The organism is Flindersiella endophytica (assembly GCF_054779015.1).
Window position 1 is genome coordinate 189522 of sequence record NZ_BAAGYY010000015.1, and the last position, 19088, is coordinate 208609.

Below are 19088 nucleotides of genomic sequence, written 5' to 3' on the forward strand. Positions count from 1 at the left end.
GCCGGCCAGGCTACTTGCGCCGGACCATCGCCGCGTGCTTCTCCAGCCGGACCCGCTCGTCGGTGAGGTCGGGGTGCTCCTCCAGCCAGCGCGCGAGCACCTGCTGCTCGTCCTTGCGCACCATGTCGTCGAGCACCACGACACCGCTCTCCGACATCCGCTCACCGAGCAAGGGGTACGCGGGGTAGCGCGCGTGCTCGCCGGTGTCGGTCGGTGGCCCGTCGACGAAGAGCACGTCGATGTCGGCCAGGTCGTCCCACGTCTTGCGGGCGTACCACTGGAACGTCGTGTCGCCCAGGTCGTACGACTCCAGTTCGGCCGAACGCACCTCGACCAGATCCGCGAGGCCGTGCCGGTGCAGCTGGCCGCGGGTCTGATCGCCGAACTGCTCGTCGTGCTCGAGAGCGACCACCCGGCCCTCGATGCCGAACTTGCGCAGCGCGACGCCGAACCACAGGCTCGACAGGCCGCTGCCGCACTCCACGATCAGCTTCGGCCGCTCGCGTTCGACCAGGCCGACCAGGAACAGCAGCAGGTCGGGCGAGGCCGCCCACACCCTGGAAGCGGGGATCGGCCGCTCGAGGTTGCCGATGGCGTAGAGGTTCTGCAGGGCCTCCAGCTGCCGGTAGGTCTGCATCAGGTCGGTCTGCACGCCCTGCCGGACCCGCTTCACCGTGTCGTTGGCGGCGTTCTTCACCGACGTGTCGATGGCGTCGGGCTCGAGGGCGTACGTGGAGACGACCTCCTCCAGCGCGTGCTCAGCAGCCGCCAGCCGGCCGCTGACCTGCTCGAGGGCCTTCGTCGTGACCTCGAACTTGTGCGCCAGCGTCTCGTTGAGCTGCGCGAACCGGCGGAGGTTGGTCTGGTGCCAGCGATTGGTGAGGATCAGACCGACCAGCAACGGGGCAAGCGCGAGCAGCACGATCGCGCTGCTCACGTCGACAACACGCGCGACGGCCAGGACGGCGACCACGCAGACCCAGCCGATTGTGGCCACCAGGGCCGTACGCCGACCGAACTTCAGGTTCATTTCATGTGACCTGTCTCTCGTGCCTGCGCGAACAATAGAGGGTCAAGGTAACGGCCCGGCACCGGCCAGTGCCGCGCGTGTCGCGGCAGCCAGGAGGCGGCCTGAGCTGTGCCGGATTGTTGGGTTTTCGTCCCCTACCGGAAGAATCGGTTGCACCATTTCGACGCGTTGCCACAAAAGCACGATTTCAGCGAAATGCGACGGCAATCGCTCGGGTTTCCGCTTCGTGAGTCCGGCGGTTTCGGCCAGCAGGCAGATCAGCTGACGCTGGACGGGGGCGGACAGGTCGGCCGTGTCCACGGGTTCCGCCTGTACGCCGAGGGCGGTGGCGCCACGCAGCAGGCGGGCGAGCTCTGCACTGGTCTCGGCGGTTCCGTCCTGGGGTGGGCTCACGCTCGCCGGTTGCCGGCTCAGTTCGCGGGCGGTTTCCGCCAGGTCGAGCGGCGTAAAGCGGACGTTGACGTGGCCTCCGGCCGCGACGGACACCGACTCGATGCCGTCGACCTCGCGCAGGCCGGCGGCGACCTGTCCGGCCAGCTCTACGGGGTCGCGTCCGACGAGACCGGCCAGGCGGAGGGCGACCGGCGTGGAGTAGTCACCGTGCTCGCTTCGCAGTGGCCGCGCGACCCGGAGGGCGTCGTCGGGGCAGGGCAACCCGGCCACGGAAAGGACGGACCGGATCCGGTCTGCCAGGACGTCGGGGAACACCGCGCCAGCGTACGGTGTGGCAGCATCGCCAGCGTGATCACGTTCATCCCGCTGTCCGGATTCCTCGGTGCAGGCAAGACCACGACGATGATCGCCGCGGCTCGAGCGCTGGAAAGCGACGGCCGGCGGGTGTCGGTGGTCACCAACGACCAGGGAACCGAGCTCGTCGACACGACACTGGTCCGCTCCTCGCTGGCCGGCTCGGCATTGCGCGTGGCCGACCTGGTGGGCGAGATCACCGGTGGCTGTTTCTGTTGCAGGTTCGATGATCTGATGCAAACGGTCACCACGCTGATCGAGCAGCACGGCGCGGACACGGTGATCGCCGAAGCGGTCGGCAGCTGCACCGACCTGCGGGCGACGGTGGTCCGGCCGCTACGCACGCTCTACGGCGAGCGGTTCACCGTCACCCCGCTCACGACCGTGGTGGACCCGCTGCGCTACCAGACGTTGTCGCCGGGCGGAGACTCCGACCTCGCGTACCTCTTCGACCACCAGCTGGCCGAGGCAGACGTACTCGCGCTGAACAAGGTCGACGTCGCACCGCCCGGGCTGGTTGCCGGCGTCGCCGCCGACCTGTCGCAGCGCTACCCGAACGCGACGATCGTGCCGTACTCCGCGCTGACCGGCGAAGGGCTCGGCCTCCTTATGGAGGCGTGGGCCAGCCGGACCCGCACGGACCGCGACGTGGACATCGACTACGACCGCTACGCCGCGGCGGAGGCGGGGCTGGCCTGGCTGAATCGCGTCTACGACCTGACCGGGGTCGCCGGAACCCCGGTCGAGCCCGACACGTGGGCGATGCGCGTCCTGGCCGAGCTGTCGGAGCAGTGCGCGGAAGCCCGCTTCGTCGTCGGCCACGCGAAGGTCACGGTGCAGCCGGCCGGCGGTCACAGCAGCCTCGCGAAGGCCAGCCTGACCGCGGCCGGAGCGGAGCCGTATCTGGACGTCGCGGCAGGGGTACGGACGGAACGAGCGCGAGCCGTGCTGAACGCGCGGGTGGCCTGCACTCCGGCAGACCTGGACGCGGTAGCCGCCCACGCCGTCGCGGCCGCCTCGCGGCAGGCCGGCGTGACAGCCGAGCCCGCCGGCGGAGAGCCCGCGTTCCAGCCCGGCTACCCCAGACCCGTGCACCGGATGAGCGCCGGCTAGGTCGTGTGCGCGAATGATCAGGTTCGCCACGCCAGTAGGTGCTCCGCCACGTCCCGGGGCGTGGTTAACCCGCTAATTGCGTGGTTAACGTGGTCATTCGCAAGCTCCACGACGGTCAGGTGGTCGCGGCGAGGTGGCAGGCGCCGTAGCCTTCGGCGCGGGCCAGGATGCGGCCGTTCGACACGCGGATCGCCACTTCCGTCTCGTCGCTCACGGCGCGGACGCCCGCGGCGGCCGCCACAGCTCCGGGCTCGTCGAACACGACGCTCAGCTTCGGCCAGGCCGTTCGCGGGAAGGCCTGGCGCAGGTGGACGCAGGCCTCGCCCACCACCAGCCGAGCCAGTGGACCCAACTCCCCCGGCTCGCCAGTCACCAGCACCGCCGTCACGGACCTGCCCGGCGGAACCGCTCGGATCGCCTGCTCGATCGCTTCCAGGCGATGCAGGCCCAGCACCGCCACGACGGCGTCCGCCGCCGGCTTGGCCGGTTCGCCGGTCAGCGCGTCGACAGCCGCGGGCGGTGCCCAGGGCGCGTCCACCGCACGTACGGGCGCCTGCCACGGCGCGGCCAGCCAGCTGTCGCCGAAGTCGACGGCGGCCAGCTCCGCGCAGGCGCGGACAACGTTGAACGGGTCGACGAAGCCCGGCGCGGCCGCCGCCAGCTGGCCGGCTCCGTGCAGCATCGTCAGCGCCGTCTCGGCGACCCGAACCCGCCGCTCGCCGCCCGACGACAGGCGCTCCAGCGCCAGCCCCAGCAAGAGTGCGTTCAGCCGCATCAGCTGGGCGAACGGCACCCGGGTGAACTCGTCGGCCAGGATCTCGGGCAGGACGTGCATGCCCAGCCGGGCGTCGCTGTCGGGCTCGTCGCCGGCCAGCGGGAGCCGGGCCACCCACGAACGGGCGAACGCGGCCAGCGACTCCTCGGCCGTCCCGCCCGGCGGCGCCGCACCAGCCTCGGCACCGGCTTCGGCGCCCACGGCATCGGCCAGGACCGCGAAGTACAACGCCCGCTTGCCCGGGAAGTTCGAGTAGACCGCTCCCCTGGTCAGCTCCGCCCGCTCGGCGATCGCGTCGATCTTCGCGTCCCGGTATCCCCGTTCGGCGAACTCCGCACGGGCCGCGACCAGGACCTTCGCGCGGTTGCGCTCCTGCGCCTCCGCCCGGCTGAGTCGGCTCATCGCGCCAAGATACTCTGACCATCGATATGATGGGACCATCTGGGCTTGCCATCCGAACGGAGTGAAGCGTGAACGACGTCCCCGTGATCGACCTGACCGATGCCGAGGTGCTGACCGACCCGTTCACCGCGTACGGCAGGGTCCGCGAGCAGGCACCGCTCGCCACGCTGCAAGGTCCGGGCTTCGGCCCGCTCCACGTGCTCACCCGGTTCGCCGACATCCGCGCGATGCTCGGCGACCAGCGCTTCGAACCGCGCTCGGACAGCTTCATGCGCCCCGACGTGCCCGACGACTGCCTGCCCTACCTCCGCACGATGTCCGAGACGAACGGACCCGAGCACCTGCGGCTGCGCCGGCTCGTAGCGCCCGCGTTCGCGGCCCGCCGGGCTGCGGAGTTCCGCCCGCGGATCGAGCGGATCGTCGAGCGGCTCCTCGACGAGCTCCCCCAGTACGCCGAGAACGGCACGGTCGACCTGCAGAAGCACTTCACCCGTCCGCTGCCGATGGAGGTGATCTGCGAGCTGACCGGTATCCCCGAGCCGGATCGCCCGGCCTGGCGCGACTACGGCATCACGGTCGCCACCAACGTCGGTCCGGCGTTCGCGGAAGCCGTACCCGCGATCATCGCCGGCGCCAAGGATGCGGTCGCGAGCCGCCGGGACGACCCTGCGGACGATCTGATCTCCGACCTGATCCGGGCCCGCGACGAGGATGGCGACAAGCTCACCGAGACCGAGCTGGTCATGCTGGTCTGGCAGCTCGTCCTGGCCGGCCAGACCCCCGCCAACCTGATCGCCAACGCGATCGCCGCCCTGTACGAGCACCCCGGACAGGCCGAGGCTCTCCGAGCCGACCCCGCCCGGATGCCGCGCGCGGTCGAGGAGCTGATCCGCTGGTGCGGCCCGTTCCTGCTCACGATCCCCCGGTTCGCCAACGAGGACGCCGAGCTGCACGGCACCACCGTCGGAAAGGGTGAGGCGATCATCGGCTCGATCGCCGCAGCCCACCGCGACCCGCGCGCCTACACAGATCCCGACCGGTTCGACCTCGACCGTCCATCCGGTACGCAGGCCCACCTCGGCTTCGCGCACGGCCCGCACTTCTGTGTCGGCGCCCAGCTGGCCCGCGTCCAGACCGGCGTTGCCCTGACCGGGTTGCTGCGCCGCCTCGCTGCTCCTTCCGGCCCAGCCCTCCCCCTCGCCGACGTCCGCCGTGCCATGGACCCCGGCACCTGGCGGCTGGAGTCGTTGACGGTCGCCGTATGAGCCGAGACCCCAAGCGAGTCGCGTGCTCGTTCTGCGGCAAGGACCAGCACCACGGCTGGGCCGGGAAGAGCAGGAAGCTGGTCGCCGGCCCGGCCGGCTACTTCATCTGCGCCGGCTGCGTCCAGGACTGCACCGACCTGCTCGACGACGAGCCCACGCCGATCCCGGTCCCGCCGCCGAAGCCGCGCGAGCTCTACGACTTCCTCGACCAGTACGTCGTCGGCCAGGACTACGCCAAACGCTGCCTCGCGGTCGCGGTCTACAACCACTACAAGCGGATCGGCCTGGAAGGTGCGGGCGAGCTCGGCAAGTCCAACATCCTCCTGGTCGGCCCGACCGGCTCCGGCAAGACCCACCTGGCGCAGACGCTCGCACGCCGGCTCGACGTCCCGTTCGCGATCGCCGACGCGACCGCGCTGACGCAGGCCGGGTACGTCGGCGAGGACGTCGAGAACATCCTGCTGAAGCTGCTGCAGGCTGCCGACTACGATGTCCGGCGCGCCGAGACCGGCATCGTCTACCTCGACGAGGTCGACAAGCTCGCATGCAAACGCGAAAGCCCGTCGATCACCCGCGACGTCTCCGGCGAGGGCGTCCAGCAGGCCCTGCTGAAGCTCCTCGAGGGCACCGTCGCATCCGTGCCACCGAACGGCGGTCGCAAGCATCCGCATCAGGAGTTCAGCCGGATCGACACCACCAACGTGCTGTTCATCGCGGGCGGCGCGTTCGACGGCCTGGACGCCATCACTGAGCAACGCACCGGCAGGCGCGGCCTCGGCTTCGGGGCGACTCTCCGCGGCCGGCAGCCCGAGAGCGGCGTGCTGCCCGACGACCTGCAGCAGTACGGCCTGATCCCCGAGCTGGTCGGCCGCCTGCCGGTCGTCGCGACGTTCCGCGAGCTGGACCGGGAGACGCTCGCACGCATCCTCGTCGAGCCACGCAACGCGCTGCTCAAGCAGTACCAGCGGCTGTTCGAGCTCGACGGCATCGAGCTCGAGTTCACCGGCGGAGTCGTCGAGGCGATCGCCGAGCAGGCCCTGCTCCGCCGCACCGGCGCGCGGGCGACCCGCGCGGTCGTCGAGGAGGTACTGCTCTCCGCGATGTACGAGGTCCCGAGCCGCGACGACGTGGCCCGGGTCGTGATCACCCGCGAGGTCGTCCTCGACAACGTGAACCCCACGCTCGTGCCGCGTGAACCGCCGGCGTCGCCGAGCCGCCGTCGTGACCACGGTGAACGTTCGGCCTGACGAACCCGAATACTCTGGTCGTTGTGACCATCGAGCTGGCCCTGCTGTCCGGCGTGGCCTGCCGTGGCCAGGAGATCACCGGTCCCCGGCTGCGTGGCCTCCTGGCGCTGCTCGCCGCCGACCTGCGTACCGGCTGCAGCACGGGCAGGCTGGTCGACGAGCTCTGGCCGGACGAGCAGCCCGCCAACCCGACCAAGGCGCTGCAGGTGCTGGTCTCCCGGCTGCGTTCGCAGTTCGGCGCCGACCTGATCGTCAGTGCGCCCGCCGGCTACCGGCTCGGCCTCGGCGAAGAGCAGGTCGACAGTTCGGCCATCGGCCTGCACGCCACCGCCAGCGCCCGCTCCGCTCGTGGCGGGGACGCCTCCGCCGCGCTCGCGGCCGCCGAACGCGGCCTGGAGCTGTGGGACGGCAAGGTCGGCGACGAACCAACTCTCGACGACCCCGTCTCCGAGCTGCGTGCCGAGCGAGTCTCCACCCACCGTGCGCTGGTACGTGCCCGCGCCCTCGCGCTGTCCCGGCTCGGCAGGCACGCCGAGGCCATGGAGTCGCTCACCGCGCTCGCCGGCGAGCATCCGCGCGATGAGGAGATCCGGCTGGAGCTGCTGCGCTCCGAAGCAGCGACCGCCGGCCCGTCGGAGGCGCTCGCCGGCTACGAGGACTACCGCCGCTCGCTGCGCGACGACCTCGGCACCGATCCCGGTCCGGCCCTGCAGGCGCTGCAGCAGGAGTTGTTGCGCGGCGAGTCGCCCGAGATTCGGCAGGGCGTCCCGCACGAACCGAACCGCCTGCTGGGCCGAACCGACGACATCGCGGCCGTGGCGAGGCTCATACGCACCTCGCGGGTCACCTCGATCGTCGGCCCCGGCGGGCTCGGAAAGACCCGGCTGGCCAACGTCGTCGCCCGCGAGGCCCCGCAGCGAGTCGTCTACCTGGTGGCGCTGGCGGGCGTGACCAGCGACGAGGACGTGACCGGTGAGGTCGGCTCCGCGCTCGGTGCCGGCGACGCCTGGCGCGGCTATCGCTTCAGTGTGGACGCCGTACGCGGGATCGTCGACGTGCTCGGCCACGCCAGCGTCCTGCTGGTGCTCGACAACTGCGAGCAGGTCGTCGATGGCGTCGCCGAACTGGTCCAGGCGCTGGTCTCGATGACCGCGAACGTATGCGTGCTGACCACCAGCCGCACGCCGCTGGGGCTGTCGTCGGAATCGGTCTACCTGCTGCCGGAGCTCGACCTGTCGACGTCGGTCGAGCTGTTCGAACAGCGGGCCCGCGCGGCCCGGCCCGGCGTCGAGCTGCCGCGAGCCGCGGTCCGGGACCTGTGCGAGCACCTCGACGGCCTTCCGCTCGCGGTCGAGCTCGCGGCCGCCCGGGTCCGGGTGCTGTCGGTCGCGGAGATCGCGCGCCGGCTCTCCGACCGGTTCGCGTTGCTGCGCGGCGGCGGGCGTGACGTACCGGAACGGCACCAGACCCTGCGCGCGGTCGTCGACTGGAGCTGGAACCTCCTGGAGCCCGACGGGCGGACGGCGATGCGGGCGCTGTCGCTCTTCACCGCCGGCTTCACCGCCGAGGCCGCGGAGTATCTCCTGCCGGGCCACGACGTCCTGCCCCTGCTCGAGCAGCTGGTCGACCAGTCGCTGCTCAAGGCCGCCGACACCGACACCGGCCTGCGGTTCCGGATGCTGGAGACCGTCCGCGAGTTCGGTGCCGTCCAGCTGGAGGCCGCCGGCGAGGTCGAGCAGGCGGTCGGCGGACTGCTTGCCTGGGCGCGTGCGTTCGGCCGCGCGCATCACGACACGCTCTACCAGCCCGAGCCGTACGCCGCCATCAGCCGCGTCCGGGCCGAGCAGGACAACCTCAACCTGGCCCTCCGCCTGGCGCTTGCCCGCGGCGACGGCGCCTCGACGGCCGCGAGCGCCGCGGCCCTCATCACGGTCATCACGGCCGAGGGCAACTACGTCAGGATGGGCGCGCTCTACGAGGAGTGCTCGTGGCTGCTCTCGCACTACCGCCCGGAGCCGGACTACGTCGAGCCCACGCGGTCGCTGCTGACGTTCACCACCGTGTTCACCCTGCTGCTGCTCGGCCCGCGCGCCACGCGCGCGCAGGTCGCACTGCGGCGGCTGCCGCCCGCGGAACCCGGCACGATGGCCGCGGCGGCCGGCGTCCTGCTCGACGTCTCGCCGGACGACCTGGCCGAGCTGGACCGGCTCAGCACCGGTGACGCCCCGTTGCTCGCCGCCGGCGCGGCCGCACTCCTCAGCTACTTCTGGGAGGGCAAGGGCGATCTGGACCAGGCGCTGGTGGCCGCCCAGCGTTTGCTCCATGCCCTGCGCAGCCAGCAGATGCCGTGGCTGGAAGCGATGGCTCACACCCGGATCAGCGAGCTCGCACTGCAGACCGAGACCAGCGTGGACGTGCGCTACCACCTTGTGACGGCGCTGCCGGTGCTGGAGAAGCTCGGCGCCGTGGCGGACGCCGAGGGCATCAAGTGGTGGCTCGTGCTCGCGAACATCCAGCTCGGAGCGTTCGACGAGGCCGAACGCTGGATGGCGCGGGCGTTCCACACCCGGGTCGACGACCCGAGCTGCGCGATGCCGGAAGAGGCGTTCGGCACCTATGACTACGACCTCGCCGTCCGGGCCCAGCTCCTGCTCGCCCGCGGCGAGGTCGAGGCCGGGCTGCGATTGTGGCGCCGGGTCGTCGACCGGTTGAGCTGGTCGACGAACCAGGAGCCCTATGTCCAGGCGATCGGTGTGGACCCGTGGGCGCTGGAGGCCGCGGCGGTCACGGTCGTCGCGCACGGGCAGCACGACCGGCTCGAGCTGGTCGAGTCCGTCGTCGCCGAGCTACCCGGCCGGCTGACCGAGATGCTCGCCGATCCGGTGTCCAACCCGCCGCCACACCTGATGCAGGGCCCGATCTGGGGCACGCTGCTGCTGGCGACGGCGATCGTCGCGCTCGACCGCGGCTCGCGTACAGACGACCCGGCCGTCACGGCCGCGGGCGTACGAATGATCGCGCTGGCCGAACGACTGCGCTACCTCCGCTACTTCCGGCCGACGATGGAGCCGCGCCGGATCCGGCAACTCGCGCTCGACACAGCCCGGCCGGCGTACGAGGAAGCCGTGTCCTCCTACGCCGGCCTGGACCGCGAGGGGTTGCGGTTGGCAGCTCTCGACCTTCTCGGTGCTACAGCACTGTCCTGAGCGGCAGCGTCGTCACGCCGGTCATCTCGGTCGTCTCCATGAACGCCGGTGGACGCTCCGGGATCGTGCGCAACGCCGGGAACCGGTCGAAGAGGATGTTCAGTGCGATCCTCCCCTCCAGCCTGGCCAGCGGCGCGCCCAGGCAGAAGTGCACACCGCGGCCAAACCCCAGGTGGGGATTGGGATCCCGGATCGGATCGAACACGTCCGGGTCCGCGAACGCCCGCGGGTCACGGTTGGCCGCGCCGATCCACACCATCAGCACCTGGTCCGCCGGGATCCGCCGGCCCGCGACCTCCACGTCGGCTCGAGTCGACCGGCCGAGCAGGGCGAACGGGCTGAGGTACCGGATCGACTCCTCGATCGCCGGCGGCACCAGCGAAGGATCGGATCTGACCAGGGCACCCGCCTCGGGGTTGAGATCCAGGGCGAGCACCGTGTTGCCGAGCAGCATGGTCGTGGTGATGTGGCCGGCCACCAGCAGCAGGCCGGCGAAGTTCACGACCTCGGTGTCGCTGAGCCGTTCGCCGTCGACCTCGGCCCGGACCAGCCCGGTGAGCAGGTCCTCCCGCGGCTGCCGTCTCCGCTCGGCGGCGTGCTGGTGGAGATAGTCGTACATCGCCTGCAGGCCGCCCAGGTGCTGCTGGAGCTCGCGTTCCAGCTCCGCGCTGTCCTTGCCCATCGACAGGTCCGGCCGCTTCTCGAACAGGTTTCCCACCCACTCCCGGAACAGATCCCGGTCGCCGGGCGGCACGCCGAGCAGCTCGGCGATCACGATCACCGGCAGTGGGTACGCGAGGTCGCCGACCAGCTCGATCTCCTCCTTGCCCGCGACGGCATCGAGCAGCTCGTTGGTGATCGTGCGGATCCGCGGTTCCAGTCCGGCAACGACTTTCGGCGTGAACGCGCTGCTGACCAGCCTCCGTAGCTTGCGATGGTCCGGCGCGTCCATCTGGATCAGGTTGCCGTCGTTGAACGACGTGTCGATGGTGTCGGGCATCAACCGCGAGGTGTCGGAGGAGAACGTCTCCGGATCGGTGATGATCCGCAACGCCTCCGGGTGGCCGTAGACGTGCCAGATGCCACTGTTCTCGTCGAGCCGGACCAGCTGCTCCGGCGCCCGACCGCGCAACCAGAACTGGGCCGGGTGGACATTCCACTGTTCCGCGAACGTTGTCATGCGGGGCCTTCCTTTCCTCAGTAGAGCCCTTCAGCGGTTGGGATCGCGGTTGTAGAGGCGCACCGCCCAGACGTAGCAGAGCACCGAGAGGCCGGCGCACCACACGATGGTCTGGACCGCGCTGCTGCCGATCGGCGTGCCGAGCAGGAGGCCGCGGATCGTCTCGATGAACGGCGTGAACGGCTGGTACTCCGCGAACCACCGGATCACCGTCGGCATCGAGTCGGTCGGAACGAAGCCGCTGCCGAGGAACGGCAGCAACATCAGCGGCATCGGGATGTTGCTCGCTGACTCGACGGTCTTGCTCGCCATGCCGAGTGCGGTCGAGAGCCAGGTGAGCGCCACCGCGATCGACGTCAGGATTCCCAGCAGGGCAAGGTAGTCGAGCGGTCCCGCGTTGGGCCGGAAGCCGATCAGGAACGCGACCGCGAGCACGGCCGCCAGCCCCAGCAGGGTTTGCAGCACGCTGCCGACGGCATGTCCGGTGAGGACGGCTCCGCGGGTGATCGCCATCGTGCGGAACCGGGCGATGATCCCCTGGGTCATGTCCATCGCCACCGAGATCGCGGTGCCCTGCGCGGTGCTGGCGATCGCCATCATGAGGATTCCCGGCGTGACGTAGTTCAGGTATTCCGCGCGTCCGGCGTCGACGCCGCCGAGCCCGGCGCCGAGAGTGCCGCCGAAGACGTAGACGAACAGCAGCAGGAAGATGATCGGCATGCCGATGAGCATCAACGTCACCGAGGCGTAGCGGATCATGTGCTTGAGATTGCGGCCCAGCATGGTGGCCGAGTCGCTGAACGCGTAGGCGAGCGAGCTCATCGGGACGGCTCCATTTCCTTGTTCTGCGTGGATGTGGGCTGCCCGGTCAGCGAGAGGAAGACGTCGTCGAGGTCGGGCGTGTGGACCGACAGCTCGTCGACCTCGATCGACTCGTCGTAGAGGCGGTCCAGGATGGTCTTGAGCGAACGCAGGCTGCCGTCGCTCGGCACCTGCAGCGCGAGCGCATCGTCGTCGCGCTTGGACGCCGGCAGCAGCTGGGCGGCCGACGCGAGGCCGCGGGCGTCGGCGAACCGCAAGCTGACATGGCCGCCCGGGATCATCCGCTTCAGCTCCGCGGGCGTGCCCTCGGCGACCAGGTTGCCGTGATCCAGCAGGGCGATCCGGTCGGCGAGCTCGTCGGCCTCCTCGAGGTACTGCGTCGTGAGGAGGATCGTCACGCCGTCGGCGACGAGCCCGCGGATGATCTGCCACATCGACCGCCGGCTGCGCGGGTCGAGGCCGGTGGTCGGCTCGTCGAGGAAGATGATCCGCGGGTTGCCGACCAACGTCATCGCGAGGTCGAGGCGGCGCTGCATGCCGCCGGAGTACGTCTGAGCCGGCTTCCTGGCCGCGTCCCGCAGGTCGAAGTACTCCAGCAGCTCGGTGGCGCGCCGCCTGCCCTCGGCTCGCCCGAGCCGGTTCAGGCGCGCCATCAGCAGGAGGTTCTCCTCGCCGGTGAGCAGGTGGTCGACGGCGGAGAACTGACCCGTGACGCCGATGGAGTCGCGTACGCCGTCGGGATCGGTCGCCAGGTCGTGGCCGCCGACGCGGATCCGGCCCGCGTCCGGCGTGATCAGCGTCGACAGGATGTGCACGGTCGTGGTCTTTCCGGCGCCGTTCGGGCCGAGCAGGCCGAAGATCGTTCCGGCCGGGACGTGCAGGTCGATGCCGTCCAGCACCACCTGGTCGCCGAACGACTTGCGCAGCCCGATGGCGCTGATCGCCTCACCGGCCGCTCTGCTTGGGACGGTCGTCATGGTCATCTCTTTCTCGTCTGGTTGGTGCGCTTTCGAACCGGCTATGGCGACGAGAGTGCGCCGGACGAGATTTACGGCGGTTTCAGCGCGGTTTCAGAGCAGCGGGATGGTGCTGAAACCGCGCTCAGCGCCAGCCCTCGGCGGTGGTGGATCCGCGGCCCGCAGTGCGACGTACACCGAGACCCCGCGGTGACCCTTGTCCGCCAGGGCACCGGGCGCCGTTGTGGAATGCTGGCCGGATGCCCGAGACCGACCGCCCGATGCCTCCGCCGAACGCCGACGAACGCGCGACCCTGGCCGGCTGGCTCGACTTCTACCGCTCGACTCTCGCGATCAAGTGCGAGGGCCTCGACGACGAACAGCTCCGCAACGCCTCCGTGCCGCCGTCGCCGTTGACGCTGCTCGGCCTGATCCAGCACCTCGCGGAGGTCGAGCGCAACTGGTTCCGGCGGGTCCTGATCGGCGAGGACGTGCCCGCGATCTACGACTCCACGCCCAACCCGCACGGCCACGACGGCGGTTTCGACCTGCACGACGACATCTCGTTCGAGACGGCGTACGAGAACTGGCAACGCGAAGTTGCCCTGGCACGGGCGAACTGCGCCGATCGCGCACTCGACCAGACCAGCCCGTTCCTGGGCGGCGGCGAGGTCACGCTGCGGTGGATCTACACCCACATGATCGCCGAGTACGCCCGGCACAACGGCCACGCCGACCTCATCCGCGAACGTATCGACGGCGGAACCGGCGTCTGAGTTCACGGCTGACAGTGATGGGGGTAACTCGTGCGGTTCGAAGTCCAGAGCCGCGTGGACGTGAGGCAAGGGGCCGCGACGCTCTCCGAGGCGCTCCGGCTGGCCGAACGCCTCGGCGAGCTTCCCCTCCAGGCGTACTGCCGGAACAGTCTCGGCGTCAGACAGCAGGACCTCGGCGACCTGGACGCAGCCGAGGCCTGCCTGACCCGCGCGCTCGCGATCAAGCGCGCGACGGGCGAGCACGTGCGCCTGCAAGCCCCCACGCCGGCCAACCTCGGCAGGCTCGCCTGCCAGCGCGGCGACCTCCGCGCGGCCATCCAGCGGTGGGAGGAGGTGCTCGAGCTGCGCCGCGACGCGCCCCCTCGCGAGTCGCTGGGAACGTGGGGCAACCTGCTGGAGATCAAGCCGATGGTCGGCGACCTCGACGGCATCGAAGGCCTGTTCGGCCACGCCGAACGCCAGGCCGCCGATCTCGACTAGCCGGGATTCGTGTGCCGGATCAGGCGGAGCCGGGCACAGCTCCTGCTCGACCTCGGCCGGCACGACGAGGCGATCGACCTCCTCACCTCCCTGCTTCCGCTGGCCGAGCAGGTCGGCCAGCCGCGGCTCGTCGCCCAGATCCACGTCGTCTTCGGCGGTGCCCACCTGCGTACGGGGGCTCGGGGGCAGCGATCGCCAGGCTCGAACGCGCGGTCGCGGCCACGAAGGCAACGCGCGACGTCGACGTGCAGGCCGACGCGTTGTGCGGCCTCGCGGCCGCCGAGTGCGACCGCGGCCGGTGGCCGGTCGTCGAGTCGCTGGCCCGGCAGGCGCTCGAGCTGGCCAAGAGCCACGAACGCGTCAAGGATGCCGAGTCGACGCTCGTACTCGCCAGAGCTGAGCTGGGTGCCGGGCGGCTGGACGCCGGACGCCGGCGCGCGACGCAGGCTCACGACATGTTCCAGGCCGCCGGGCACGTGCTCGGCCATGCCCGTGCGCTGCGCCTGCTGAGCGAGCTCGCCGGTGAGGACCGGGCCGGGCGACTGCGTTCGGCCTGGCGGCTGTTCGAGGCCTACGGCGCACCCGAAGCCGGCGAGGTCGCCGCCGAGCTGCGGCCCGAGCCCCGTCAGGGCAGCAGGACGATCGCGTTGGAGTAGACGCGGTTGTGCATCGTCACCGGATTGCCCTTGACCCACTTGACGTAGACGTCGACGGTGAGCCGCTTGCCGCAGGTGGCCGACTGGTTGACCGGCAGGTTGGAGAGCGTGAGCCGGGGCTTGTAGTGGTGCAGGTTGCCGGAGATCGTCGGCGTCGTCGACAGTTGCTTGGTCGATGCGCAGGCCCTGCCCGAGGTGTCGACCGGGGTGGCGCGCAACGTGAGTTGGACGGCGCTGTCACCGCCGGGGTAGGCGCCGTACTCCCGGCTCAGCTCGACGTCGGCCAGGACGGTCGCCGTTTTCGCTGTGCTGGTCGAGATCGTGCGGCGCAGCACGGCTTGGGTGCTCCTGGCGGTCGAGCACTGCAGGATGTTCTGGATCGCCTTGATCCCGACGCAGGAGTTGGCTTCGTCACCCCACTGGGCCGACGCGGGGTTGGTGGGGCGGCTGGTCATGACCGTGCTGCTGCGGACGAGGGTCAGCGCGGCGTGGTCCGGGTCGAGCTGGTCGTGGGCGATGCCGCGGAGCTCGCAAGTGTAGGTGCTGTCCTGCGGAGCGACGAAGAGCCAGCGGACCACGACCAGCCCGGTGCCGGCGGCCTTGCCGCCGTGGTTGGTGGTCGAGTAGGTCGAACCGCCGCCTCCGCCGAGGCAGATGATGCGGGCGCCGATCATGGGGCCGCGGGTGACATTGGACGTCGCGGCGATCCGGCCGTCGATGAACCTCGCCTGACCCGCGCGAAGGGTCATGGCCGGCAGCCGCAGAACGTTGCTGTAGCTGGGGTTGGACGCCCGCAGCGTCGTGGTGAGGAGGGCGGTCGTGGTGGTGGTCGCGCTGGTGGCGGCCTGCGCCTCTCCGGTCGACGGTACGAACGCCGCGACGGCGGCGGTGGCCAGGCATGCGGCGGCCAGGGTCAGGATGCGAGTCATGGATCTTCGGAGCCTTGCACTGGGGAATGGGGGGCGGGAATACGCGCCGCATTCAGCGACACCTTCAGCCTGAAGGAGGGGGGCGTTCAATTCGCCGGTCGAACGGGGACCAGCTGACCGACCGTGGGTCGGCAGAAGAGGGACCGAACGGTCCGTGAGCCAGGTCACGCCCGGGCGCGACGGACCTTTCGGTCCGGCAGCAGGCCCGTTCGGGCGCGCAAGACGGCTCGTTCGCCCGATTCAGCGGACGGGTGGGGCTGCGCGATCCAGGACGCAACGGTCCGACGCCGCAGCCCTTGGAGCACCTACGTCGGCTGTGGATTCACGACGGGTGAGGAAGGGAGAGGAAGTATTTCTGGTGTACGGGAGCCGGCCACGTGGCAGGCGCCGGTGCCCGGCAAACGCGGGGACACCGGCGCCAATTGCCGCCGAGAGGTCAGCTCGGCATCAGCACGCTGTCGATCAGATAGACAGTCGCGTTCGCGGTCTTGACGCCGCCGCAGATCACGTTGGCGTCGTTCACCTTCAGGTTGTCGCCGGAGCCGGTGACGGTCACCGTGCCGCCCTGGACCGTCTTGTGCTCACCGACGATCTGGCCGGGCGCGATCTGGCCGGCGACCACGTGGTAGGTCAGGATCGACGTCAGCGTCTTGTCGTCGGTCTTCAGGCCCTCGATCGTCGACGCCGGGATCTTGCCGAACGCGTCGTCCACCGGCGCGAACACCGTGAACTCGCCGCCGTTCAGTGTGTCGACCAGGTTCACCTTCGGGTTGAGCTTGCCGGACACCGCCTGCACGAGCGTCTTCAGCAACGGGTTGTTGGACGCCGCCACAGCGACCGGATCCTTCGCCATGCCTTCCACCGAGCCGTCGCCGGTGGGAACCTGCTTGGCGTACGCCGCACAGCCCGCCCCGACCATGCCGCCGCCGCTCGTGTCGTCGGCGGACGGCGTGGACTTGGACGGAGTTTCCGACGGGGTGGCGGACTGGGTTTCCGAACTCTGGTTGGCGGTTGCCTCCTCGCCACCACCACTGCAGCCCGCGCCGAGCAGTGAGACGGCCAGGATCGCCACAGTGAGGCCGACCTGTCGAACTCTTCTCATGACGTGTTGCTCCTTTTCGATTTTCCCTGACCGGCAGGCCAGGAAAGCCTTGTCCCTCACGCGACGAGGACGGTGACGTTGTGCCAGCCGCTCGATCCGTTCGGCCTCGGCGGCACGCGACGTTCGACCTGGACCGCGCCCGTCCGGTCGGTCGCGCGGACTTCCAAGGTGTGGTTGCCGGGCGTGGCGTCCCACTGCCAGACCCATTGCCGCCAGGTGTCAAGCGTGTCCTGCGCAGCGAGTCGTGCGGGGTTCCATGCGCCGCCGTCGACGCGTACCTCGACCTTGGCGACACCGCGGTGCTGCGCCCAGGCGACGCCCGCGACGGCGACCTTTCCGGAACGCAGGTTGGCCAACGGCCGCGGCGTGTCGATACGGGACGAGGTCTTGATCGGCGCCCGCGCGGCCCAGCCACGTTTCGTCCAGTACGCCTCGAAGTCCTCGAACCGCGTCACCTCGAGGTCGACGAGCCACTTGGTGGCCGACACGTAGCCGTACAGGCCGGGAACCACCATGCGTGCCGGGAACCCGTGCTCGGCGGGCAGCGGCCGCCCGTTCATCGCGACCGCCACCAGCGCGTCGCGGCCGTCAGTGAGCGCCTGCAGCGGCGTACCGATCGTGAAGCCGTCGACCGCCGTCGACCTCACCGCGTCCGCGCCATCTTTCAAGCCGGCTTCGGAAAGCAGCTCCGCGAGCGGCACACCGGTCCAGCGCGCATTGCCGACGTACGGCCCGCCGACCTCGTTCGAGACACAGGTCAACGTGATGTCGCGCTCGACCAGGCGGCGGTCGACGAGCTGCGCGAAGTCCAGCTCCAGCTCACGTTCGACCATGCCGTGGATACGCAGCCGCCAGGTCGCCGGGTCTACGCGAGGCACCGACAGGTTGACGTCGACGCGGTAGAAGTCCGCGTTTCGGGTGAAGAACGGCGTGACTCGGCGCAGCTCCTCGACGCCGACCGCCGCTTCGTCCACCGCTGGAGCCCGGCCGGCCGGGGCCGGTATGCGCAAGGTCGCTGGGGTTTTCGCTGTCCCCGCGATCGTCCGGCCGGCCAGGCCGCCCGCGGCACCGGCGGCACCAACCGCCAGTGCGGTCACCAGGAACCGTCTCCGATCGAAGCCGCCGGGTTGCGGGGCTTCTGTGCGCGGTTCCTCGCGCAGGAGGTGGAGCAGAACGGCGAGCGCTCCGACCACGATCACCGCGGCCGTGAGCGCCGGCACCATACGTACGACGAAGCCGCCCGAAGCCGGCCGGAACGCGGCGGCGGCCAGACCGACCACCCCGAACCCGCCGGCGATCGCCGCTCCGGCGCGCGGCCGGCGCACTCCGATCGCTCCGGCAACCGCCGCCAGGCAGGCGATCCCGACCAGCAGGCCGACGAGCAACAGCGGCTTGTCAGCGGTGCCGAACGTCGAGACCGCGTAGTCCTTGACCGCGGCCGGCGCGAGATCGATGGCCCACGTGCCGACGGACTCGATCGGCGAGGGTACGGACAGCGCGCTCGCCAGCCCGTACGACACGCCCAGCCCGGCGGCCACCGCCAGGATCCCCGCACCCCCGCCCAGCAGCCGGCGACGTTTGGTGATCTCCATAACCGGGATTCGTCACCGTGGCACGTCCGGATTGGTCTGTTTTCGCAGCGGGCCGCAGCAGCCGGGCGCGGGATGGCCGGACGGACACGTTCGCACGCACCCTCAGCCCGGAAGCGCCGTCAGCGCGGCGCCGGGTTGAGCTCGTTGGCGACGATGTCGCTGATCACCGCCGACAGCTCTCGCCGGGCGAGGATTCCGGCCGCCGCGCTGTCGAGCCTGAGCTCGCCGCTCGCCAGGCCGCGCACGACGCCCGCGGCGCGCAGGATCGTGGCCGTTCGCTTCACCAGCCCGTCCGTACGCAGCGGCACGGTCTCCTCGAGCAGGTCGCTCACCGGGTCGATCAGCTTCGCCGGAACGTTGATGATCGCGATGACGCCCTCGGCCGGCGAGCCGATCAGCGCCGCCCGGACCAGGTCGTCGACGCTCTCGGCGGCCTCCCGGAGGTCGGCGAAACCCGCAGGTACGTCCGGGGCGTCCGCCGCGTAGGCGCTGGCCAGGTCGCGTAACGCGGCGTCGGAGCTGCCGGCAGGCGGCAGGACGGACTGCCGGCTCAGCACGATGTAGAACGACGACTCCGCGCGCGGCCTGGCCTCGATGACCTGCACCTCGAACAGCACGATGGCCTCGTCGCGTTCGCCGGAGCCGGAGTCGGAGCCGATGCCGGGCGCGTCGTCAGCCGCGCTGTCAGCCGCGACGCGCCGCCCCTCCATCCGGCTGACAACCAGGTAGATGCTCACCGCCAGTCCCAGGACCACACCCGTCGCCGCGATCAGCATCAGCAGCAAACCGATGACCATGGGTCCCCTTCCT

At 70.5% G+C, this 19088-nt stretch carries 17 protein-coding genes and 1 pseudogene; 7 read left to right on the top strand and 11 right to left on the bottom strand.

Annotation, left to right across the window (positions count from 1 at the left end; translation table 11 throughout):
- Positions 1-10 precede the first annotated feature (10 nt).
- From ACYVF6_RS16495 to ACYVF6_RS16505, 3 genes and pseudogenes are all read right to left on the bottom strand, one after another.
- Entirely contained in the window at positions 11-1030 is a 1020-nt protein-coding gene (locus tag ACYVF6_RS16495) for an O-methyltransferase (protein ID WP_460522068.1), read from the bottom strand.
- A gap of 42 nt (positions 1031-1072) precedes the next feature.
- Positions 1073-1516 carry a hypothetical protein gene (locus ACYVF6_RS16500; protein ID WP_460522383.1) on the bottom strand — a complete coding sequence of 148 codons (444 nt, stop codon included), beginning with the start codon at positions 1514-1516 and terminating at the stop codon, positions 1073-1075.
- A 21-nt stretch (positions 1517-1537) separates the two neighbouring features.
- Positions 1538-1738, bottom strand: a pseudogene (locus ACYVF6_RS16505) (arginine--tRNA ligase); the annotation flags it as partial.
- Positions 1739-1771: 33 nt separating this feature from the next.
- Here ACYVF6_RS16505 and ACYVF6_RS16510 point away from each other — a divergent pair.
- Complete coding sequence (locus tag ACYVF6_RS16510) at positions 1772-2890, top strand: GTP-binding protein (RefSeq protein WP_460522070.1); 1119 nt, start codon at positions 1772-1774, stop codon at positions 2888-2890.
- A 115-nt stretch (positions 2891-3005) separates the two neighbouring features.
- Here the strand turns inward: ACYVF6_RS16510 and ACYVF6_RS16515 are convergent, their stop codons facing one another.
- Positions 3006-4067 carry a TetR/AcrR family transcriptional regulator gene (locus ACYVF6_RS16515; protein ID WP_460522072.1) on the bottom strand — a complete coding sequence of 354 codons (1062 nt, stop codon included), beginning with the start codon at positions 4065-4067 and terminating at the stop codon, positions 3006-3008.
- Between the two features lie 68 nt (positions 4068-4135).
- On the opposite strand from ACYVF6_RS16515, the gene ACYVF6_RS16520 reads away from it, so the two are divergent.
- The 3 genes from ACYVF6_RS16520 to ACYVF6_RS16530 are packed head-to-tail and all read left to right on the top strand — an operon-like array spanning position 4136 to position 9785.
- Entirely contained in the window at positions 4136-5332 is a 1197-nt protein-coding gene (locus tag ACYVF6_RS16520; RefSeq protein WP_460522075.1) for a cytochrome P450 family protein, read from the top strand.
- Positions 5329-6579 carry an ATP-dependent Clp protease ATP-binding subunit ClpX gene (clpX, locus tag ACYVF6_RS16525; RefSeq protein WP_460522077.1) on the top strand — a complete coding sequence of 417 codons (1251 nt, stop codon included), beginning with the start codon at positions 5329-5331 and terminating at the stop codon, positions 6577-6579. The genes ACYVF6_RS16520 and clpX overlap by 4 nt, the downstream gene beginning before the upstream one ends.
- A gap of 23 nt (positions 6580-6602) precedes the next feature.
- Positions 6603-9785, top strand: a complete 3183-nt coding sequence (locus ACYVF6_RS16530; RefSeq protein WP_460522080.1) for an ATP-binding protein — start codon at positions 6603-6605, stop codon at positions 9783-9785.
- Here the strand turns inward: ACYVF6_RS16530 and ACYVF6_RS16535 are convergent.
- Genes ACYVF6_RS16535 through ACYVF6_RS16545 form a run of 3 tightly spaced genes read right to left on the bottom strand, consistent with a single transcriptional unit; the run spans position 9769 to position 12764 of the window.
- Entirely contained in the window at positions 9769-10965 is a 1197-nt protein-coding gene (locus tag ACYVF6_RS16535; RefSeq protein WP_460522082.1) for a cytochrome P450 family protein, read from the bottom strand. The genes ACYVF6_RS16530 and ACYVF6_RS16535 overlap by 17 nt on opposite strands.
- 30 nt (positions 10966-10995) lie before the next feature.
- Positions 10996-11787 (bottom strand): ABC transporter permease, encoded by a 792-nt coding sequence (locus ACYVF6_RS16540; RefSeq protein WP_460522084.1) that lies wholly within the window; start codon positions 11785-11787, stop codon positions 10996-10998.
- Complete coding sequence (locus ACYVF6_RS16545; RefSeq protein ID WP_460522086.1) at positions 11784-12764, bottom strand: DrrA family ABC transporter ATP-binding protein; 981 nt, start codon at positions 12762-12764, stop codon at positions 11784-11786. The genes ACYVF6_RS16540 and ACYVF6_RS16545 overlap by 4 nt, the downstream gene beginning before the upstream one ends.
- 239 nt (positions 12765-13003) lie before the next feature.
- Here ACYVF6_RS16545 and ACYVF6_RS16550 point away from each other — a divergent pair, with 239 nt between their 5' ends.
- From ACYVF6_RS16550 to ACYVF6_RS16560, 3 genes are all read left to right on the top strand, one after another.
- Positions 13004-13519, top strand: a complete 516-nt coding sequence (locus ACYVF6_RS16550; RefSeq protein WP_460522088.1) for a DinB family protein — start codon at positions 13004-13006, stop codon at positions 13517-13519.
- 30 nt (positions 13520-13549) lie between these two features.
- Entirely contained in the window at positions 13550-13999 is a 450-nt protein-coding gene (locus tag ACYVF6_RS16555; protein ID WP_460522090.1) for a tetratricopeptide repeat protein, read from the top strand.
- A gap of 245 nt (positions 14000-14244) precedes the next feature.
- Positions 14245-14655 carry a hypothetical protein gene (locus ACYVF6_RS16560; protein ID WP_460522092.1) on the top strand — a complete coding sequence of 137 codons (411 nt, stop codon included), beginning with the start codon at positions 14245-14247 and terminating at the stop codon, positions 14653-14655.
- Here ACYVF6_RS16560 and ACYVF6_RS16565 read toward each other — a convergent pair.
- From ACYVF6_RS16565 to ACYVF6_RS16580, 4 genes are all read right to left on the bottom strand, one after another.
- Entirely contained in the window at positions 14625-15584 is a 960-nt protein-coding gene (locus tag ACYVF6_RS16565) for a hypothetical protein (RefSeq protein WP_460522094.1), read from the bottom strand. The genes ACYVF6_RS16560 and ACYVF6_RS16565 overlap by 31 nt on opposite strands.
- 436 nt (positions 15585-16020) lie before the next feature.
- The gene (locus ACYVF6_RS16570) at positions 16021-16686 is read right to left on the bottom strand and encodes a fasciclin domain-containing protein (RefSeq protein WP_460522096.1); all 666 of its coding nucleotides are present in this window, start codon (positions 16684-16686) and stop codon (positions 16021-16023) included.
- Positions 16687-16742: 56 nt separating this feature from the next.
- Positions 16743-18278, bottom strand: a complete 1536-nt coding sequence (locus ACYVF6_RS16575) for a molybdopterin-binding protein (RefSeq protein ID WP_460522098.1) — start codon at positions 18276-18278, stop codon at positions 16743-16745.
- Positions 18279-18397: 119 nt separating this feature from the next.
- Positions 18398-19075: a hypothetical protein gene (locus ACYVF6_RS16580; RefSeq protein WP_460522100.1), complete on the bottom strand. Its 678-nt coding sequence runs from the start codon at positions 19073-19075 to the stop codon at positions 18398-18400.
- Positions 19076-19088: the final 13 nt, after the last annotated feature.

What these genes read in the sequence shown, in the direction of transcription:
- ACYVF6_RS16575 (WP_460522098.1), bottom strand. Translation starts at nt 18,278, where the DNA reads ATGGAGATCACCAAACGTCGCCGGCTGCTGGGCGGGGGTGCGGGGATC.
- ACYVF6_RS16495 (WP_460522068.1), bottom strand. Translation starts at nt 1,030, where the DNA reads ATGAACCTGAAGTTCGGTCGGCGTACGGCCCTGGTGGCCACAATCGGC.
- ACYVF6_RS16535 (WP_460522082.1), bottom strand. Translation starts at nt 10,965, where the DNA reads ATGACAACGTTCGCGGAACAGTGGAATGTCCACCCGGCCCAGTTCTGG.
- ACYVF6_RS16550 (WP_460522088.1), top strand. Translation starts at nt 13,004, where the DNA reads ATGCCCGAGACCGACCGCCCGATGCCTCCGCCGAACGCCGACGAACGC.
- ACYVF6_RS16565 (WP_460522094.1), bottom strand. Translation starts at nt 15,584, where the DNA reads ATGACTCGCATCCTGACCCTGGCCGCCGCATGCCTGGCCACCGCCGCC.
- ACYVF6_RS16545 (WP_460522086.1), bottom strand. Translation starts at nt 12,764, where the DNA reads ATGACGACCGTCCCAAGCAGAGCGGCCGGTGAGGCGATCAGCGCCATC.
- ACYVF6_RS16540 (WP_460522084.1), bottom strand. Translation starts at nt 11,787, where the DNA reads ATGAGCTCGCTCGCCTACGCGTTCAGCGACTCGGCCACCATGCTGGGC.
- clpX (WP_460522077.1), top strand. Translation starts at nt 5,329, where the DNA reads ATGAGCCGAGACCCCAAGCGAGTCGCGTGCTCGTTCTGCGGCAAGGAC.
- ACYVF6_RS16515 (WP_460522072.1), bottom strand. Translation starts at nt 4,067, where the DNA reads ATGAGCCGACTCAGCCGGGCGGAGGCGCAGGAGCGCAACCGCGCGAAG.
- ACYVF6_RS16570 (WP_460522096.1), bottom strand. Translation starts at nt 16,686, where the DNA reads ATGAGAAGAGTTCGACAGGTCGGCCTCACTGTGGCGATCCTGGCCGTC.
- ACYVF6_RS16580 (WP_460522100.1), bottom strand. Translation starts at nt 19,075, where the DNA reads ATGGTCATCGGTTTGCTGCTGATGCTGATCGCGGCGACGGGTGTGGTC.